13 protein-coding genes are annotated in these 18,331 nt (G+C 40.1%); 11 read left to right on the top strand and 2 right to left on the bottom strand.

Features of this window, described 5'->3' with window-relative positions; translation table 11 throughout:
- Positions 1–151 precede the first annotated feature (151 nt).
- Entirely contained in the window at positions 152–1,666 is a 1,515-nt protein-coding gene (locus tag RM539_RS00615) for a hypothetical protein (protein ID WP_311501529.1), read from the top strand.
- Here the strand turns inward: RM539_RS00615 and RM539_RS00610 are convergent.
- Entirely contained in the window at positions 1,663–2,490 is an 828-nt protein-coding gene (locus RM539_RS00610; protein ID WP_311501528.1) for a universal stress protein, read from the bottom strand. The two genes, RM539_RS00615 and RM539_RS00610, sit on opposite strands and share 4 nt — an antisense overlap.
- A gap of 164 nt (positions 2,491–2,654) precedes the next feature.
- On the opposite strand from RM539_RS00610, the gene rimP reads away from it, so the two are divergent.
- Genes rimP through infB form a run of 3 tightly spaced genes read left to right on the top strand, consistent with a single transcriptional unit; the run spans position 2,655 to position 7,229 of the window.
- Positions 2,655–3,116, top strand: coding sequence for a ribosome assembly cofactor RimP (gene rimP, locus RM539_RS00605; protein WP_311501880.1), 462 nt, complete (start codon positions 2,655–2,657; stop codon positions 3,114–3,116).
- Positions 3,117–3,128: 12 nt separating this feature from the next.
- Positions 3,129–4,364 (top strand): transcription termination factor NusA, encoded by a 1,236-nt coding sequence (gene nusA, locus RM539_RS00600; RefSeq protein WP_311501527.1) that lies wholly within the window; start codon positions 3,129–3,131, stop codon positions 4,362–4,364.
- Positions 4,365–4,424: 60 nt separating this feature from the next.
- The gene (gene infB / locus RM539_RS00595; protein ID WP_311501526.1) at positions 4,425–7,229 is read left to right on the top strand and encodes a translation initiation factor IF-2; all 2,805 of its coding nucleotides are present in this window, start codon (positions 4,425–4,427) and stop codon (positions 7,227–7,229) included.
- A gap of 200 nt (positions 7,230–7,429) precedes the next feature.
- On the opposite strand, the gene RM539_RS00590 is transcribed toward infB, so the two are convergent.
- Positions 7,430–7,759 (bottom strand): SPOR domain-containing protein, encoded by a 330-nt coding sequence (locus RM539_RS00590; protein ID WP_311501525.1) that lies wholly within the window; start codon positions 7,757–7,759, stop codon positions 7,430–7,432.
- Positions 7,760–8,041: 282 nt separating this feature from the next.
- Between RM539_RS00590 and RM539_RS00585 the strand changes: the two genes are divergently transcribed.
- From RM539_RS00585 to RM539_RS00555, 7 genes are read left to right on the top strand one after another with little or no spacing between them, the layout of a single operon-like run.
- The gene (locus RM539_RS00585) at positions 8,042–9,421 is read left to right on the top strand and encodes a cytochrome c3 family protein (RefSeq protein WP_311501524.1); all 1,380 of its coding nucleotides are present in this window, start codon (positions 8,042–8,044) and stop codon (positions 9,419–9,421) included.
- A 57-nt stretch (positions 9,422–9,478) separates the two neighbouring features.
- Positions 9,479–12,574: a TAT-variant-translocated molybdopterin oxidoreductase gene (locus RM539_RS00580; protein WP_311501523.1), complete on the top strand. Its 3,096-nt coding sequence runs from the start codon at positions 9,479–9,481 to the stop codon at positions 12,572–12,574.
- 34 nt (positions 12,575–12,608) lie between these two features.
- The gene (gene nrfD / locus RM539_RS00575; RefSeq protein ID WP_311501522.1) at positions 12,609–14,438 is read left to right on the top strand and encodes an NrfD/PsrC family molybdoenzyme membrane anchor subunit; all 1,830 of its coding nucleotides are present in this window, start codon (positions 12,609–12,611) and stop codon (positions 14,436–14,438) included.
- Position 14,439: 1 nt separating this feature from the next.
- Positions 14,440–14,964, top strand: coding sequence for a DUF3341 domain-containing protein (locus RM539_RS00570; protein ID WP_311501521.1), 525 nt, complete (start codon positions 14,440–14,442; stop codon positions 14,962–14,964).
- A 9-nt stretch (positions 14,965–14,973) separates the two neighbouring features.
- Complete coding sequence (locus tag RM539_RS00565; protein ID WP_311501520.1) at positions 14,974–15,681, top strand: c-type cytochrome; 708 nt, start codon at positions 14,974–14,976, stop codon at positions 15,679–15,681.
- Positions 15,682–15,706: 25 nt separating this feature from the next.
- Positions 15,707–17,104, top strand: coding sequence for a quinol:cytochrome C oxidoreductase (locus RM539_RS00560; RefSeq protein WP_311501519.1), 1,398 nt, complete (start codon positions 15,707–15,709; stop codon positions 17,102–17,104).
- 34 nt (positions 17,105–17,138) lie between these two features.
- Positions 17,139–18,326: a cytochrome c oxidase subunit II gene (locus RM539_RS00555; protein ID WP_311501518.1), complete on the top strand. Its 1,188-nt coding sequence runs from the start codon at positions 17,139–17,141 to the stop codon at positions 18,324–18,326.
- Positions 18,327–18,331 lie beyond the last annotated feature (5 nt).

The raw sequence follows: 18,331 nt of genomic DNA, 5'->3' as shown, positions 1-18,331 counted from the left end.
AGGAATCGTTGTTAGAATTTTACAATAGTTTGACTAAAATTTAACAACCATTCTCTTAGGATTTTCAGAATTAAGTTAATTATTATTAATTATCATTGGCAGGAGGCTTTAAATTGTAAATTGGGTTTTCACCTAATTTTTCCCTTACATTTTGAAGAAATCAAAAAAGACGTTAGTTGTTATTGCTGGAATCGTGGCGGCTTTAGCCGTCTTGTTATTAATTGCTAATAATATCCTTGAAAATAAACTGCAAAAAGCACTTGAGGGTGCTTTAACCCAGGCTCAGGCTTCTTACGAAAGTCTGGATGTAAACCTTCTAAATCAAAGTGCTGAAATAACCCAGGCAAAAGTTGATGTAAAAGGAAAAAAAATCTCTGTTGCGCAGGCGAGCCTGCAGGGTATCGATATTGTTGAATATATCTTCAATAATAAAATTATTATTGGAGATCTTTCTGTTTCAGAACCACACGTGCTCATTGAGCAATCCAGGGATTCTTCAGCATCTAAAACCGAAAAAAAGAATTCCACATTTAAACAAGATGTGCTTATAAAGGATCTTACAATTAATAATGGTGATGTGAAAATTGCTCAGCAGGATTCAATTGCAAAATTCTTTACAACTTTCAGCCGTATCCATCTTCAGGAAGTTCAAGTAAATAAACAAACACTTTCCGAACCGGTGCCATTTAAATATAAAGGTTACACTATAGAAAGTGATTCTCTCTTTTTGCAGATGAACGATCTTCATACTCTTACCATAGGGGGGATTAGTGCGAACAACGGAAAGATCAATATCAGCAAAATCAGAATGTTGCCAAAATACAGCAAAACTGAACACCAGCAGCATATCCCTTATGAGAAAGACCGTTATGAATTAAATATTGAAGAATTAATTATGAACGATTTTTCATGGGAATTTCAAAATGACAGCCTTCAGTTTCAAAATCCTTTTCTGGAACTTAACAATATCGAATTTATGATCTATAGGGATAAGCGTCCTCCGGATGATCCCAGAACTAAAAATTTATATAGCCAGATGTTAAGGGAGTTGCCTTTTAAAGTTGGTATAGACAGCATGGACATGAACAATGTTTATATTAAATACTCCGAAAAAGTTCATGATGATAGGCCTCCCGGAGCGGTAGATTTTTCAAATATGCATGCTTCTGTGTACAATCTTACCAATATAGGTATGGATAAACCAGGTTTTCCTAAAACTCAAATTGATGTGCGCACGGATCTTTTCCAAAAAGCGCCGCTAAAAGTACATTGGGAGTTTGATGTTAGCGATGTGTCAGATCGTTTTCAGATGTCGGGCAATATGGGGCAGTTAGCCAGTGAGGAAATTAATGAATTTTTAAAACCCGCTATGAACGTACAGGTGTCCGGAAGCATTAGTGATCTGGTATTTGATTTTTCAGGAAATGATGATAGAGCCGGTGGCGATTTGAATCTTTCCTACGAAAATTTTGAGGTTACAGTATTAAAGAAGAATGGAGAAGAAAAAAATAATTTCCTCTCTACAGTAGCTAATCTGTTCGTGAAAAGTGAAACAGATTCGAGGAAGAACTTTAAGGATATAGAGATAGCTCGTAATAAAACAAAATCTTTCTGGAATTACCTGTGGATTTTTGTTCGAGAGGGGGCTCTTAAAACATTTCTTTAAATTTTAAAGGTTACTAAAGGGTGTTGAGCATGATTTACAAGATCTTCGCTTATGCTCCCGTTAAAGAAATGGGCCAGGCCTTTTCTGCCATGTGTTCCTATTCCTATTAATCCGGCATTTGTCCCGGCTGCAAAATTTAAAATTCCTTTTTCTACACTTATGTCGTTGTAAATATGAAAATGTGGTTTAATATCTATTTTTTCGGTTAAATTTTTAAGGCGTTCTCCGGCTTCTTTTGATGTTATAAAATCATTTGGGGTGTTAATGTATAAAAGATGTAAAGCAGCATCTATGGTTTTGGCAAAATCTGCAGCTTTCTGGAGAGTATGGATAGTGGCAGGTTTGGCATCTGTAGCAAAAATAAGTTTTTCTGTATTTAATTCAGCATTGGTATTTTTTATTACCAGTACCGGGATTTCAGAAGACCTCACTACCTTTTCAGTATTGGAACCTATAAACATTTCTTTGAACCCGCTTGCCCCGTGGGACCCCATAATTATAAGGTCGCAATCAATTTCTTTACTAAAATCTTTTATGCCTTCAAAAGCCTGGTGAAACTGTACGGTTTCATGAACGCGGATTCCTTTTAAAAATGGCTTGGACATAAGTTTTGTAAATCGCTGGTGGGCGAGTTTCATAAAAAATATTGATTCCGGCAAATTACGGGAAGAAGCTCCCTGGATGGGGTCAATTAGTTGTAGCGGCAATTCCAGCATATGAAGGAGAAAAATTTCACTATCAAACTTTTTGGCTAGGCTGGCGGCAACTTTTAATGCAACTTCAGCCTGATCAGAAAAATCGGTCGGTACAAGAATTTTTTTCATATCTCCTGTATTTAACGAATTGGGAAAGTATTTACAATCATAAATTTACGAATAAATTATCGTTGTATAACCGGTTTTCTATCTCCAATTTTATTTCTATATTTGCATCGTTGAAACTAAAAAGTACAGCGAGGGGACGAAAAGTCCCCTCTTTTTATAACAGTATGTTACAGGAGAAAGTAGAAAAGTTACTGAATGAAGCTTTCGAAAAAAATAATTCTTTATTTTTAATCAGTCTTGACGTTAGCGGCAATAATCATATAAAGGTTATAATTGATGGTGACCAGGGAATTTCGGTTAATGATTGTATAGAGATTAGCCGGAGTGTTGAACATAATCTGGATAGAGATGAGGTAGATTTCTCTCTTGAAGTGACTTCTGCGGGAGTTTCAGAGCCTCTAAGCCTGCCCCGGCAATACAAAAAAAATATTGGAAGAAAATTGCAGGTTAAAACCGGCGAAGACAAAATTGAAGGTACTTTAACCAATGCAAATGATGAGGAAATCCATCTGAAATGGAAAGCCCGGGAGCCAAAACCTATAGGTAAAGGGAAGCATACCGTAGAGAAAGAAGCTGTTTTACCATATTCAGATATTGTGGAAGCTAAAGTTATGATAACATTTTAATCAAAAATTGATATGGAAAATATCGCCTTGATAGAGTCATTTTCAGAATTTAAAGATGATAAATTAATAGATCGTGTTACTTTAATGTCGATTTTAGAAGATGTCTTTAGAAATGCTTTAAAGAAAAAGTATGGTGAAGATGATAATTTTGATATTATTGTAAACCCCGATAAAGGGGATCTTGAGATTTGGAGAAACCGTGTGGTGGTTGCTGATGGCGAGGTGGAGGATCCAAACCAGGAGATTTCGCTAAGCGAAGCGCGTAGAATTGAGCCGGATTTTGAGGTTGGGGAAGATGTTTCTGAAGAGGTGAAATTGAAAGATTTGGGAAGAAGGGCAATTTTGGCGCTAAGGCAAAATCTTATTTCCAAAATTCATGAACATGATAATACCAATATTTATAAGCATTTTAAAGAGCTTGAAGGCGAAATTTACAATGCGGAAGTTCATCATATCAGGCATAGAGCAATAATCCTGCTGGATGATGAGGGTAATGAAATTGTTTTGCCTAAAGACAGGCAGATTCCTTCAGATTTCTTCAGAAAAGGAGAAAACGTAAGAGGAATTATTGAAAGTGTGGAGCTTAAAGGGAATAAACCTACTATTTTGATGTCCCGTACAGCACCGGGATTCCTTGAAAAATTATTTGAACAGGAAATCCCCGAGGTTTTTGACGGACTTATTACTATTAAAAAAGTTGTTAGGGTTCCCGGTGAAAAGGCTAAAGTGGCAGTAGATTCTTATGATGACAGGATAGATCCTGTAGGGGCCTGTGTGGGTATGAAAGGATCCAGAATTCATAGTATTGTGCGTGAACTAGGTAATGAGAATATTGATGTAATCAACTATACCAATAACGACCAATTATTTATAACCCGTGCACTTAGTCCAGCTAAAATTACTTCGATTAAATTAGATGAAGAAAATAAAAGGGCTGAGGTGATGTTGCGGCCAGAAGAAGTCTCCAAGGCTATAGGCCGAGGAGGACATAATATAAGACTTGCAGGGCAACTTACAGGTTTTGAAATAGATGTATTTAGAGAAGGTGTAGAGGAAGATGTCGAGTTAAGTGAGTTTGCAGATGAAATTGAAGATTGGGTGATAGCTGAATTTTCTAAAATAGGCCTGGACACTGCAAAAAGTATTTTAGAGCAGGATGTTGATGATCTTGTGCGCCGTACCGATCTTGAAGAAGAAACGATTAAGGCGGTTTTCCAGGTGTTGCGTGATGAATTTGAAGAAGAGTAATGCTTTGGATTCAGAACATTTTTTATAATAACAAAAAGAGGTTAATTTAGAGGGCAATTTATGGCTGAAGCAAAAACAATGCGATTAAACAAGGTATTACGCGAATTCAATATTTCGTTGGATCGGGCTGTGGAATTCTTAAATTCTCAGGGTTACGACATTGAGGCGCGTCCCACTACCAAAATCTCCCCTGAAACTTATCAGGTACTTTTTGATGAATTTCAAACTGATAAAAGTAAAAAGGTGGCTTCCAAAGAAGTAGGAGAGGAGAAGAGGAAAGAGAAGGAAGAAATTCGCCTGGCCCGCGAAAAAGAAATGGAAGAGAAACGTAAGGCTGAAGATAAAAAAGAGGAAGATGAGGTTGTTTCAGCAAGAGCTAAGCTTTCAGGGCCTAAAAAAGTAGGTAAAATAGACCTCGATAAAAAATCTGGCACTTCTGAACCTGAATCTGAGACAGAAGCTGAAAAGGAAAAAGAGCCTAAAAAGGAAAAAGAGTCTGAAAAAGCTGAACAGCCCGCGGCAGAGGAGACTCCAAAACCTGAGAAAGCAAAGCCTGAGGAAGTAAAGTCCGAAAAAGTTTCTAAAGAAGAAGAAGAAAAACAGCCTGAGAAGGAAACTCCGGCTTCTGAAAAGAAAGAAGAGAAACCACAGGTTAAAAAAGAGGAATCTGCCAAACCGGAAGAAAAATCGGAGGCTACTGAAGAGAAAGAGGAATCGAGTACTTTAAAGACCAACTATGCAAAATTGGATGGTCCTAATTTTACAGGTGAAAAAATTGATCTTTCTAAATTCAAAAAACCTGAAAAGAAAAAAGAAGACAAAAAAGCTGACGATAAAGACAAACGTAAGAAGCGTCGCAGAAGAATAAGTAAAGATGTTAAACCCGGTGCTCAGGGAGGTGGCGGAGGTAGAAAAGGACGCAATAAGCCGCGTTCAAGACCTATTACCAAAGAAGAGCCAAGCGAAGAAGAAGTGCAAAAGCAGGTTCGTGAAACTCTTGAAAAACTTCAGGGGAAATCCGGCAAAGGTAAAGGTGCCAAATACAGAAGAGGTAAGAGGGATCAACACCGTCAACGTTCCGAAGAAGATCTTGCACAACAGGAGCTTGAAAGCAAAACATTAAAAGTAACCGAATTTGTTACGGTTACTGAAATTTCCAACATGATGGATGTGCCGGTTACAAAGGTAATTTCCGCATGTATGTCTCTTGGTATGATGGTAACCATGAACCAGCGGCTTGATGCTGAAACACTTTCTATAGTTGCTGAGGAGTTTGGGTATGAGGTGGAATTTGTAACTGCAGACGTAGAGGAAACTACACTGGAAGTAGAAGAAAATCCTGAAGACCTTAAAGCAAGAGCTCCTATTGTTACAGTTATGGGACACGTAGATCACGGTAAAACGTCCCTTCTGGATTACATCCGTCAGGAAAATGTAATTGCGGGCGAAAGTGGTGGTATTACCCAGCATATTGGAGCATACGGGGTGGAACTGGAAGGTGGCCAGAAAATGGCATTTTTAGATACTCCGGGTCACGAGGCCTTTACAGCTATGCGTGCCCGTGGTGCACAGGTTACCGATATTGCAATTATAGTAATTGCGGCCGATGATGATGTGATGCCCCAAACCAAGGAAGCAATTTCTCACGCGCAGGCAGCAGGTGTACCTATAGTTTTTGCTATTAACAAATCTGATTTGCCAACTGCAAATCCTGAGAAAATTAAAGAAAAACTTGCGGGTATGAATCTGCTTGTGGAAGACTGGGGAGGTAAAATTCAGTCTCATGATATTTCAGCTAAAACAGGGGAGGGTGTTAAGGAACTGCTTGAGAAAGTACTTCTTGAAGCAGAAATCCTGGAACTACAATCAAATCCGGACCGTCTGGCTACAGGTACTGTAGTGGAGGCTTACCTGGACCGTGGTCGTGGGTATGTATCAACAGTTCTGGTACAGACAGGTACTTTAAGGATAGGGGATTACGTTCTTGCCGGAAGGAGCAGTGGTAAAATTAAAGCGATGCAGGATGAGCGTGGTCACGAGGTAAGGGAGGCAGGACCTTCTACCCCGGTATCTATTCTAGGATTGGACGGCGCGCCTCAGGCGGGTGATACTTTTAAAGTAATGACTGATGAAAGGGAGGCTAAGAATATAGCTGCCAAGAGAACCCAGCTGCAACGTGAGCAAACGGTACGAACCCAAAGGCATATCACGCTTGATGAGATTGGACGTAGAATTGCCCTTGGAGATTTCAAAGAGTTGAACATTATCCTGAAGGGTGATGTGGATGGTTCAGTTGAAGCGTTAACAGATAGTTTCCAGAAACTTTCTACGGAAGAAATTCAGGTGAATATTATTCATAAAGGAGTAGGTGCAATTACTGAAAGTGACGTACTACTTGCTTCAGCGTCAGATGCCGTTATTATCGGATTTAACGTTCGTCCTGCTGGAAACGCCAGGCAGGTTGCCGATAAGGAAGAAATAGACATCAGGACTTACTCAATTATTTATGATGCCATCAACGATCTTAAAGATGCGATGGAAGGAATGTTGTCTCCTGAACTGAAAGAAGAAATTACCGGTACTGCCGAAATCAGGGAAACATTTAAAATCTCCAAAATTGGAACAATTGCTGGTTGTATGGTTACTTCAGGAAAAATCTACAGAAGCTCAGGAATAAGGCTTATTCGTGACGGAGTGGTGGTATTTACCGGGGAACTTTCTTCCTTGAAACGATTTAAGGATGATGTGAAAGAAGTTTCCAAAGGATACGATTGTGGATTGCAGGTGAAGAATTACAATGATATTAAAGAGGGTGATGTAGTTGAGGCCTTCAGAGAAGTAGAGGTTAAGAAGAAATTGAAATAAAAGTTCAGTTTTATCAAATATAAAAGCCGTTCTCATTAGGAGAGCGGCTTTTTTTGTTTAATATCCTACCAAGGATCAATAAGGCTGTTGATTTTCTCTTGCCGATAAATGTGGAATTTCTCTGCCTTTATATGTTTAACAACATAGTTTTCATTTATCCATTCTCCACTGTCCATTTACTTTTATGCTTCATCTTGCAATTACCTTCTTTTAGGCTTCGGAATAAAAGCTCCCGGAAAGGCTTCTTTAATTTTTAGTAGTGCCCGGTCTGCTTCCAACCTATTTCGGAAATTTCCTACGTAAACTTTATAATTAGGAGTTTCGTAATCGATAATAGCCGGATAATCAAACTCACTGCTGTACTTTTTATAGACTTCGCTTGCTTCATTATTGTCGCCATAGAACAATTGGATTTTATATCGGTCCCCAATTTTACTTTCGCGGGACATACCAGTTTTTATTTCAAGAAGTTTAGATATTTTTTCATCCTGGTTTACATTGTAATTTCCTTCCTGGGCTGATAAATTCATAAAAGAAAATGTTGCCAACAAACCGGCTAATATTATTTTTTTAGGAGCTAAGATTCTCATATTTACGGGATTTAAAACAAATGTAAAATTAAAAACATAAAAGTGTTCATAATTATTATTTAGAACTGTTATAAATTATCGATTAACACTATTGTAACATTCCTAAAATGGACTTTATATATTACTTTTGTCGACGAATTTAGGGGTGCGAAAGGCGTTTTTTAATGCAGTAGTTATGTATAAAAACCGTACCAAAGTTTAGACGTTAATTCAACTTATAATATGAAAAAGGTGAAATACCGCCATTCAACTTCACGAATACTGCTTTTAGGGGTAGCATTTTTTCTCTCGTTTACAGTTATTGGGATAGCTCAGGACCAGGCAGATGCTTCGGCTCAGCAGGATGCTGCTGAACAGGGGCAGGAACAGGCTCCGTCTGAGGGCGGAGAATCTGAAGACTCGGGAGCTGCAACCGGTTTGGGTGATGCGGCCAGTGGAAAATCATTGTTTAATTCCCTTTGTGCTGCCTGTCATAAGCCATATTCAGAATCTATAGGTCCTGCTTTAAATGGCGTGACAAGTCGTCACGATATGGACTGGCTTTATAGGTGGATAAATAATAGCGGGAACCTTATAGCTTCGGGAGATGAAGAAGCGGTTGCTATTTTTGAGGAATACAATGAGACAGTAATGCCTCCTTTTCCGCAGTTAACCGAAACCCAAATTAACGATATTCTTGCTTATGTAGAGCAGCCTAAACCTGAGCCTGCAGCAGGGCAACAGGCTGGCGGGGAAGCAGGTGCTTCCGGTGGAGGACAGGGGGTTTCCATGGATATTATCCTAGGGATTCTTGCATTTGTGCTGCTAATGCTTTTGGCGGTATTGTTCCTGGTAAACAAAACGCTTAGAAATTTTGCAGAAGCTAGCGGGGTGGTGCTTCCGGAGAAACCAAAAAGAAAACCTATTCATAAGGCTTTTGTTGAAAATGAATTTCTGCTGGTTGTAGTAGCTGTTTTTGTGTTGCTTACGGTAGCCTATTTTGGATACGGTTATTTGATGCAGGTAGGGGTTGATCAGGGTTACAAGCCTATTCAGCCTATTCATTTCTCTCACAGGATTCACGCCGGGGATAACGAAATAGAATGTAGATACTGTCATTCTTCGGCAAGGACTTCTAAAACTTCAGGAATTCCTTCTCTGAATGTTTGTATGAACTGTCATAAATCAATTTCTGAAGTAGCCCCTGAAACTGCTACTGAAGAATTCTCAAAGCAATTTTATGATAAAGAAATTGCTAAACTCTATGCTGCTACCGGTTGGGAACCCGGTTCAAGAACATATTCTGGGGAAGCGAAGCCGGTAAAATGGATTCGTTTGCATAACCTTCCGGATTTTGCATATTTCAATCACTCGCAGCACGTTTCTGTTCAGGGGACGCAATGTCAAACCTGTCATGGTCCTGTGCAGGAAATGGAGGTGATGTACCAAAATGCTCCTCTTACTATGGGTTGGTGTGTTAATTGTCACCGTGAAACCGAAGTCAGAATGGAAGGGAATCAGTATTATGACAAGATTCATGAAGAGCTGGCCAGGAAATATGGTGTAGAAGAAGTAACTGCTGCCCAGATGGGTGGTATAGAATGTGGTAAATGCCACTACTAAAAAATTATTTTCCTGCTAAACGGCAGGCTTAATCAAGAAGTTAATATTTAGAAATATATGTCATCAAACAAAAAATACTGGACAAGTGTTGAAGAGCTAAAGGAAGATAGTTCTATTGTTGAGGCACTCCAACAGAAAGAATTTGTTGAGGAAATACCGGTTGATGAGTTTCTGGGGAACAAAAATTCTCTTGAGAATTCAAAAACTTCAAGGAGAGACTTTCTTAAATATGTTGGATTTAGTACAGCTGCGGCCACTCTGGCTTCATGTGAGGGGCCGGTGGTTACCTCTATACCTTATGTGGTGCAGCCGGAGCGAATTGTTCCCGGAAAATCAAATTATTATGCCACTACTATGGCTGATGGGTTTGATTTTTCCAGTGTGTTGGTGAAAACCCGCGAGGGGAGGCCAATTAAAATTGAGGTTAATACGATGGGGAATACCGGGGCAAATGCGAGAGTGCAGGCATCGGTATTATCTTTATATGATAGTAAAAGGCTTAAGCGTCCAAAAGCTAACGGACAAAATATTTCCTGGGAAGAATTTGATCGTGCTGTAAGAGGCCGGCTGGATAATGTAGATGGAGAGATTGCTTTAATTACTCCTACCTATGCCAGTCCTTCCACTTCCAGGCTTATAAATGAATTTTCGCAGAAATATGGAAATGTCAGGCATGTGGTTTATGATACCGTTTCTGAGGATTCGGCATTAAACGCTTTTCAGGCAAGATACGGCAGAAGGGCTCTTCCTTCTTACGATTTTTCCAAAGCTGAAACTATTGTTTCTGTTGGTGCAGATTTCCTTGGTGACTGGCAGGGAGGTGGTTATGATTCACAATATGCTCTGGGACGTATCCCTAAAGAAGAAGGAAGAATGTCCAGGCATGTACAGTTTGAATCAAATATGAGTCTTTCGGGTTCTAATGCAGATAAACGTATTCCTGTAACACCATCTCAGCAAAAAGCAGTTTTAGCTGCACTTTATGGTTACATTGTTGGGGGCGGTTCTACAAGTGAACTTCCTTCTAAACTTGATGATGCTGTTGTTAAAGCTGCGGCACAACTTAGAAGATCAGGGAACGGAGGTGTTGTAATTACCGGTATTCCTGATGATGACGCACAGGCTCTGGCGCTTGCAATAAATGAGCGCCTTGCCAGTGAAGTTGTAGATGTGGAGAATCCAAGATTGCTTCGTCAGGGTAATGCTGCGCAGGTAATGCAGTTGGTGGAAGATATGAATGCCGGCCAGATTGGTGCTGTTCTTATTGCTGGTGTAAATCCTGTTTACAGCCTGCCTAATGCAGATCAATTTGTGGAAGGCCTGAAAAAAGTAGACCTGCGGGTGGCATTTTCTTCCAAAGAAGATGAAACGGCTAAATTATGTGAATTTATTGGCGCTACGCCACATTATCTTGAAAGCTGGAGAGACGTTCAGTTTACCGGAAGGCAATTTACTTTGATGCAGCCAACCATCCGGCCGTTGTTTGATACAAGGCAAATTCAGGATGTGTTGCTTAGATGGAGTGATAATAATCAAACTTATTATGAATACCTCAGGCAAATGTGGTCCGGGATGCTTGGTGGTGAAGAAGCATGGTCAAAAGCTTTGCATGACGGAGCTTTTCAGGTAGAAAATGGTGTTGACAATGCAATTACGGGAGAAACATCTGCGGAAGGTGGCGCGGGCATAAATAACGATGTAGCCGCCGCAAGAAATCTTTCCCAGTCTTCTGAAAATAATGGAATGGAGCTGGAGCTTTATACTTCGGTTGCCATGGGTGACGGGCAGCAGGCTAATAATCCCTGGTTACAGGAGATGCCTGATCCTCTTACAAGAGCTTCATGGGATAATTACTTAAAAATTTCCAGGGCAGATGCCGAAGAAATGGAACTTGAAAATTACCATGTGGCCAATGGGGGGTTAAATGGTAGTTATGTGAACATTAGGCTGGGGGATACTTTGGTTAAAAATGTGCCGGTTATAATTCAGCCGGGACAGGCTAAAGGTGCTGTTTCGCTGGCTTTGGGATATGGTAAAACTGAGGCAATTCAGGAAGAAATGCAGGTGGGTGTGAATGCTTACCCACTTTATAAAAATTTTAAATCTTTCCAAAACATTACTTTGGAAAAGGCTGAAGGTATACATGAATTTGCATGTATTCAGCTCCATAATACTTTGATGGGTAGGGGGGATATTGTTAAAGAAACCACCCTTGAAATCTTCAATACCAAGGATTCCCATTTTTGGAACCCTGTACCTGAAGTTTCCCTTAATCACCAGGAGACTCCGGTTACGGCTCCGGAAGTGGATATGTGGGAGAGCTTTGACCGCAGTATAGGGCATCATTTCAATATGTCTATAGATCTCAATGCCTGTACCGGTTGTGGGGCATGTGTGATAGCATGTCACGCAGAAAACAATGTGCCGGTTGTAGGGAAGGAAGAAGTGAGAAAATCCAGGGATATGCATTGGCTGCGTATTGATAGATATTACGCTTCTGAAGATGAAGGCTTTGGATCTGATATAGAAACCAAAGAAAATATGTCTGGCCTTGGCAGCTCACTTTCTACTTTTGCTGAACTTGAGCAACCTGCAGATAATCCGCAGGTGATTTTTCAGCCAGTTATGTGCCAGCATTGTAATCACGCCCCTTGTGAAACTGTATGTCCTGTAGCGGCAACCGTACATGGGCGTCAGGGACAAAATCAGATGGTCTATAACCGTTGTGTGGGTACAAGATATTGTGCGAATAACTGTCCTTATAAAGTACGTAGGTTCAACTGGTTCCTGTATAACAAAAACGAGGAGTTCGATTATCATATGAACAACGATCTTGGACGTATGGTTTTAAATCCTGATGTGACTGTACGCTCCAGAGGGGTTATGGAAAAATGCTCTATGTGTATCCAGAGAACCCAAAAAACTATTCTCGATGCCAAACGTGATGGTAGGCCTGTGGAGGATGGAGAATTCCAGACTGCCTGTTCTTTGGCCTGCGATAAGGGTGCTATTGTTTTTGGAGACGTTAATGACGACTCTACCTTAATTTATGAGAAAAGTACAGACGATAGAATGTACCACATGTTAGAATATCTTGGTACTAAGCCGAATGTAATGTATCAAACCAAAGTTAGAAACACTGCTGACGCTTAATAAAACATTAATAAAGAATCAATTTTAAAAGGATATGTCTCATTACGAAGCACCTATAAGAAAGCCTTTAGTTACTGGTGATAAAACCTACCACGACGTTACTATAGACGTGGCTGCCCCGGTTGAGGGAAGGGCGAATAAATCCTGGTGGATAGTTTTTTCCATATCGCTTGTGGCCTTTATGTGGGGATTAGGTTGTATTGTTTATACAGTATCTACAGGTATAGGAACATGGGGATTAAATAAAACTGTGGGATGGGCCTGGGATATCACCAATTTTGTTTGGTGGGTAGGTATCGGGCACGCAGGAACCCTTATTTCAGCAGTACTGCTATTATTCCGTCAGAAATGGAGAATGGCAATTAACCGTTCGGCAGAAGCGATGACAATTTTCTCGGTTATGCAGGCAGGTCTCTTCCCTATTATTCACATGGGACGGCCATGGCTGGCTTACTGGGTGTTGCCAATTCCAAACCAGTTTGGAAGTTTGTGGCCCAACTTTAATTCTCCGCTGCTATGGGATGTATTTGCGATTTCCACTTATCTTTCAGTATCCCTCGTCTTCTGGTGGACAGGATTATTGCCGGATTTCGCAATGATCAGGGACAGGGCTATTACCCCTTTTACCAAACGAATTTACAGTATCCTTTCTTTCGGTTGGAGTGGTCGTGCAAAAGACTGGCAGCGTTTTGAAGAGGTGTCACTGGTTCTTGCCGGGCTGGCAACTCCGCTGGTACTTTCAGTACATACCATTGTATCTTTTGACTTTGCTACCTCGGTTATTCCGGGATGGCATACCACCATTTTCCCTCCCTACTTTGTTGCAGGTGCAATTTTCTCCGGATTCGCAATGGTAAACACACTGCTTATCATTATGAGAAAAGTTTCTAATCTGGAAGATTATATTACGGTTCAGCATATAGAATTAATGAATATCGTAATCATGATTACTGGTTCTATTGTGGGTACAGCTTACATTACAGAACTGGTTATCGCGTGGTATTCAGGAGTGGAATATGAGCAATATGCATTTCTTAACAGGGCAACGGGGCCCTACTGGTGGGCATATTGGTCTATGATGACCTGTAATGTATTCTCTCCACAGTTTATGTGGTTCCCGCGATTAAGAAGAAGCATTATGTTCTCCTTCTTTATTTCGATAATTGTAAACATTGGAATGTGGTTTGAGCGTTTCGTAATTATCGTTACCTCGCTGCACAGGGATTACCTTCCTTCTGCATGGACAATGTTCTCCCCAACCTTTGTTGATATTGGTATATTTATAGGAACCATTGGATTTTTCTTTGTTTTGTTCCTGCTTTATGCACGTTCATTTCCTGTAATTGCGCAGGCAGAGGTGAAATCTATTTTAAAAGCTTCTGGAGAAAAATACAAGCGCCTAAGAGCCGAGCATGGAGATCATGTTAAACATTATGATCCAAATCCTCCTCAGCCTGCTGCAAATTCTTCCAGGGATGAAAAGAATGCTGAAAACTATAACCGTGTAACTTCTTCCGATGAAACTGCATCTGATGGAGATGGAGATGGACATGAACATGAAGATACCGTAAATGCCGATGCACTTACAGTTTCCGAAGTGACAAGAGATAGAATAGACGAAATGCTGGCCAGAATTGGTACTTACGATCCTGCCACTCATAAACAGGACAACCTGCAAAAACTTACCGCTGTAGGTCCATTACTTGAACAGCGCCTGCATCAGGTTGGGATTTACAGGTTTGAACAGGTAAGTAACCTAAAAGATGAAGATTTTGTATTGCTTTATGAAGTTATTGAAGGTTTCCCTGGTGCAGAGAAACGTAAAAACTGGGCGGCACAGGCGAACGAATTAAAAAATAAATAAGATGGCATCAAAAGTTATACACGCTATTTACAATGATGACGACTTGCTTCTCCAGGCGGTAAAGCAGGTTCGTGAAGCACGTTATCACATTGGCGAGATTTATACTCCCTTTCCGGTGCACGGTCTTGATAAGGTAATGGGGCTTGCTCCAACAAGATTAGCAATCACTTCCTTTCTTTACGGAGTAGTTGGTTTGACCGTTGCGGTAGTAATGATGAACGGACTTATGATACAGGACTGGCCACAGGATATTGGTGGTAAACCAAGTTTTAGTTTTCTTCAAAATATGCCGGCTTTTGTGCCAATTATGTTTGAACTTACGGTATTCTTTGCAGCTCACCTCATGGTTATCACCTTTTATATGAGAAGCAAAATATGGCCATTTAAGAAAGCTGAGAATCCCGATGTAAGGACAACAGATGATATGTTCCTTATGGAAATAGATGCCGCGGGACATGATGTAGATGGTCTAACGAAGTTTTTGTATGATACCGGTGCATCTGAAATTAAATTAATTGAAAAATAATCAGGCAGAATGAAAAGTTCATTTAGAAGATATTTATTGTTGTTCATCTTTGCGGCAAGTGTGATTTCCTGTGCGGAAGACAGCAGTCGAAATTATGAATATATGCCCAATATGTACCATACCGTAACCTATGAGACTTATGGGGAGTATCCGGTGTTTGAAAATGGGCAGGAAGCAAAATTGCCGGCTGAGGGATCAGTTCCAAGGGGATGGATGCCTTATCCATATGAGAATACTCCTGAAGGATTTGCAGCGGCAAGGGCCAATCTAAAGAATCCATTACCATATACTGAAGACAACCTCGCTGCCGGAAAGCAATTGTACACAATTTATTGTGCAGTCTGCCATGGCGATAATGGAGATGGACAGGGTATTTTGGCCGAAAGAGAAAAAATTCTTGGTATCCCTCCTTACGATGATGCCGGAAGAAATATAAATGAAGGTACCGTTTATCATGTGATGTATTACGGACTTAATAATATGGGATCCTATGCCTCTCAAACCACTATAACAGAGCGGTGGTTAATTGATCAGTATGTGATGAAGTTGAAAAATGATCTGCAGGGTGGCCCGGAAAGGGAATTTGATCAAACCCAGAGAGGGGCAGAACCAGCCCGAAATCTTATACCTGCAATTAATGCAGAGAAGCCTATAATTGTTAAGGATAATGGGCGTGGTGTAAGCACTACATCAGGAGACCAGGAAAACCAAAATTAAGAATAAAGCATTTAGATCTAGTAATATGTACACGCTATCTAGTAAATTAAAATTAACGGCAATTATCTGTATGATTGTGGGTGCCATAGGTCTCGTTTACGGATTTATAGCAGCGCCGGATTCCGTTGGGGAGGTAAGGGAAATGTTGGCATCCCACGGAGCGCACGGTGAAACTCATCAAGAAGAAATTGGAGATGAAGCAGAGTACCCGCAGCCGGCAGGATATGAAATTGATGAACGTACCGATAATGAAATGGCTGAAGAGCAAACCCATCTTAGTGAAGAGGAAGAGCATGCTGAAGCTGGATCTCATGAGAATGATCATTATGAGCATGTTTTACATCAGCTTCAAAACAGGCCATGGGCAGCACTTTATGTTGCAGCTTTCTTTTTCTTTATGATCTCTCTGGGTGCACTTGTTTTCTATGCGATTCAATACGCAGCTCAGGCTGGATGGTCTCCGGTATTATTCCGGGTAATGGAAGCAATAACAGCCTATATTCTTCCCGGAGGTGTGATTATTTTTATTATTCTTTTACTGGCTGGATTTCATGTAAATCACCTGTTTATATGGATGGACCCCGAAGTAGTTGCTACTGACGAGATAATTCAAAATAAATCTTCTTATCTGAATGTCCCGTTCTTCTTAATAAGAGCAGCTGTATATTTGGGGGGATGGATTCTTTTCAGGTATTTATTAAGAAGAAATTCTATCCGTTTGGATAATGCCACAGATAACAGGTGGTTCAAATCAAATTTCAAACTTGCGGCAGGATTTTTAGTATTTTACGCGGTTTCAGAATCTATGATGTCCTGGGACTGGATTATGAGTGTAGACCCGCACTGGTTTAGTACCTTGTTTGGATGGTATGTATTCTCAAGTATGTTTGTTTCGGGAATTACGGTTATCGCAATAATTACTATCTATTTGAAATCAAGAAATTACCTCACATTTGTGAATAACAGTCATATTCATGATCTTGCCAAATTCATGTTCGGGATTAGTATTTTCTGGACCTATCTGTGGTTTTCACAGTTTATGTTAATCTGGTATTCTAATATTCCGGAAGAAGTGGTTTACTTTATTACGCGTATAGAAGATTATACCCTGCCTTTCTTCGGAATGGTGGCTATTAATTTCCTGTTTCCGGTATTGGTGCTCATGAATAGTGATTTCAAACGCGTAAACTGGTTTGTGATCATGACTGGTATTGTGATATTAATTGGTCACTACCTTGATGTTTTTGTGATGATAATGCCGGCAACCGTGGGAGAATCCTGGTTTATAGGAATTCCTGAAATAAGTGCTGTGCTTTTCTTTGGAGGATTGTTTACTTTTGTGGTCTTTAGTGCACTTACCAAGGCGCCGCTACTGGTAAAAAGGAATCCTTTTATAAAGGAGAGTGAAAATTACCATTATTAATAAAAGATTGATTGTTTAAAGAAGAATATAAAAGATGACCGTATTTTTAGTAATCGTAGTACTGGCACTTCTGGCCGTAACTGGATGGCAAATGTCAAAGATATTCCAGTTATCAAAAAGACCCGATACAGATACTTCGCAGGTAGCCAACGATAAGGATAATAATACCCAGGGACTTTTCATGTTTATATTCGTGATTATGTTCTTTGCATTAATGATTTACTGTTTCTGGTATTATAGTCAGTTCTATCTTCCGGGAGCAGCCTCCGAACATGGTTCTCAGTACGACAGCCTGATGTTTATTTCCATTGCGGTTATTATGACTGTACAGGTAATCACCCAGGCTTTACTGTTTTATTTTGCTTATAAATACCGAGGAAACAAAAGGCAAAAAGCTCTTTTTTATGCCGATAATGACCGTCTGGAATTTATCTGGACCATTATTCCGGTAATTGTTCTGGCAGGTTTGATTCTTTACGGCTTGTTTACATGGTCTAATATTATGAATGTAAATGAAGAGGATAATCCTTTGGTGGTTGAATTATATGCACAGCAGTTTAGCTGGACCGCCCGCTATGCAGGTGAGGATAATACCCTTGGAAAGGCAAATGTCCGGTTTATAGAAGGAGTTAATACAGTAGGTGTAGATCAAACCGACAGCTATGCCGAAGATGATATTGTAGCTACTGAATTACACCTTCCTGTAGGCAGGCCGGTAATTTTTAAACTTCGTTCCCAGGATGTATTACACTCTGCATATTTCCCTCATTTCCGGGCTCAAATGAATGTGGTGCCGGGTATGATTACTCAATTTGGCTTTACTCCAACTATCACTACTGAAGATATGAGGTCAAGCCAGTATATGGAAGATAAGGTGCGGAACATTAATGAAATAAGAAAGGATAATAGTAAAACCTTAATTGCAAATGGAGAAGCACCTTTAGATTCTTACGAATTTGATTATTATCTGCTTTGTAATAAAATTTGTGGTATTGCACACTACAATATGCAAATGAAAATTGTGGTTGAAAGTCCTGAAGATTATCAGGAGTGGATTGAAGAGCAAACCACTTTTAAAGAAACTATGGCCACCGAGGCAGCTCAGAATGAACCTGTAGAGGTTCAGGATCCCGGAGGACAGGAAGAGGAGCAGTGGGATCCGCCAAAAGAAGTAGGGGAGACCACAGAGGCAATGGATCAGGATCAAGGAGTAGAAAATTAAAAGAT

It is taken from the genome of Autumnicola musiva (genome assembly GCF_031846585.1).
GTDB lineage: Bacteria > Bacteroidota > Bacteroidia > Flavobacteriales > Flavobacteriaceae > Autumnicola > Autumnicola musiva.
Note: the sequence above shows the minus strand (reverse complement) of the source record. Positions and strands in the feature narration are given on the sequence as shown.

Bases quoted from the DNA above. Each gene is read 5' to 3' on its own strand.
- RM539_RS00570 (WP_311501521.1), top strand. From the start codon at position 14,440: ATGGCATCAAAAGTTATACACGCTATTTACAATGATGACGACTTGCTT.
- nusA (WP_311501527.1), top strand. From the start codon at position 3,129: ATGGAAAATATCGCCTTGATAGAGTCATTTTCAGAATTTAAAGATGAT.
- rimP (WP_311501880.1), top strand. From the start codon at position 2,655: ATGTTACAGGAGAAAGTAGAAAAGTTACTGAATGAAGCTTTCGAAAAA.
- infB (WP_311501526.1), top strand. From the start codon at position 4,425: ATGGCTGAAGCAAAAACAATGCGATTAAACAAGGTATTACGCGAATTC.
- RM539_RS00585 (WP_311501524.1), top strand. From the start codon at position 8,042: ATGAAAAAGGTGAAATACCGCCATTCAACTTCACGAATACTGCTTTTA.
- RM539_RS00610 (WP_311501528.1), bottom strand. From the start codon at position 2,490: ATGAAAAAAATTCTTGTACCGACCGATTTTTCTGATCAGGCTGAAGTT.
- nrfD (WP_311501522.1), top strand. From the start codon at position 12,609: ATGTCTCATTACGAAGCACCTATAAGAAAGCCTTTAGTTACTGGTGAT.
- RM539_RS00555 (WP_311501518.1), top strand. From the start codon at position 17,139: ATGACCGTATTTTTAGTAATCGTAGTACTGGCACTTCTGGCCGTAACT.
- RM539_RS00560 (WP_311501519.1), top strand. From the start codon at position 15,707: ATGTACACGCTATCTAGTAAATTAAAATTAACGGCAATTATCTGTATG.
- RM539_RS00590 (WP_311501525.1), bottom strand. From the start codon at position 7,759: ATGAATTTATCAGCCCAGGAAGGAAATTACAATGTAAACCAGGATGAA.
- RM539_RS00580 (WP_311501523.1), top strand. From the start codon at position 9,479: ATGTCATCAAACAAAAAATACTGGACAAGTGTTGAAGAGCTAAAGGAA.
- RM539_RS00565 (WP_311501520.1), top strand. From the start codon at position 14,974: ATGAAAAGTTCATTTAGAAGATATTTATTGTTGTTCATCTTTGCGGCA.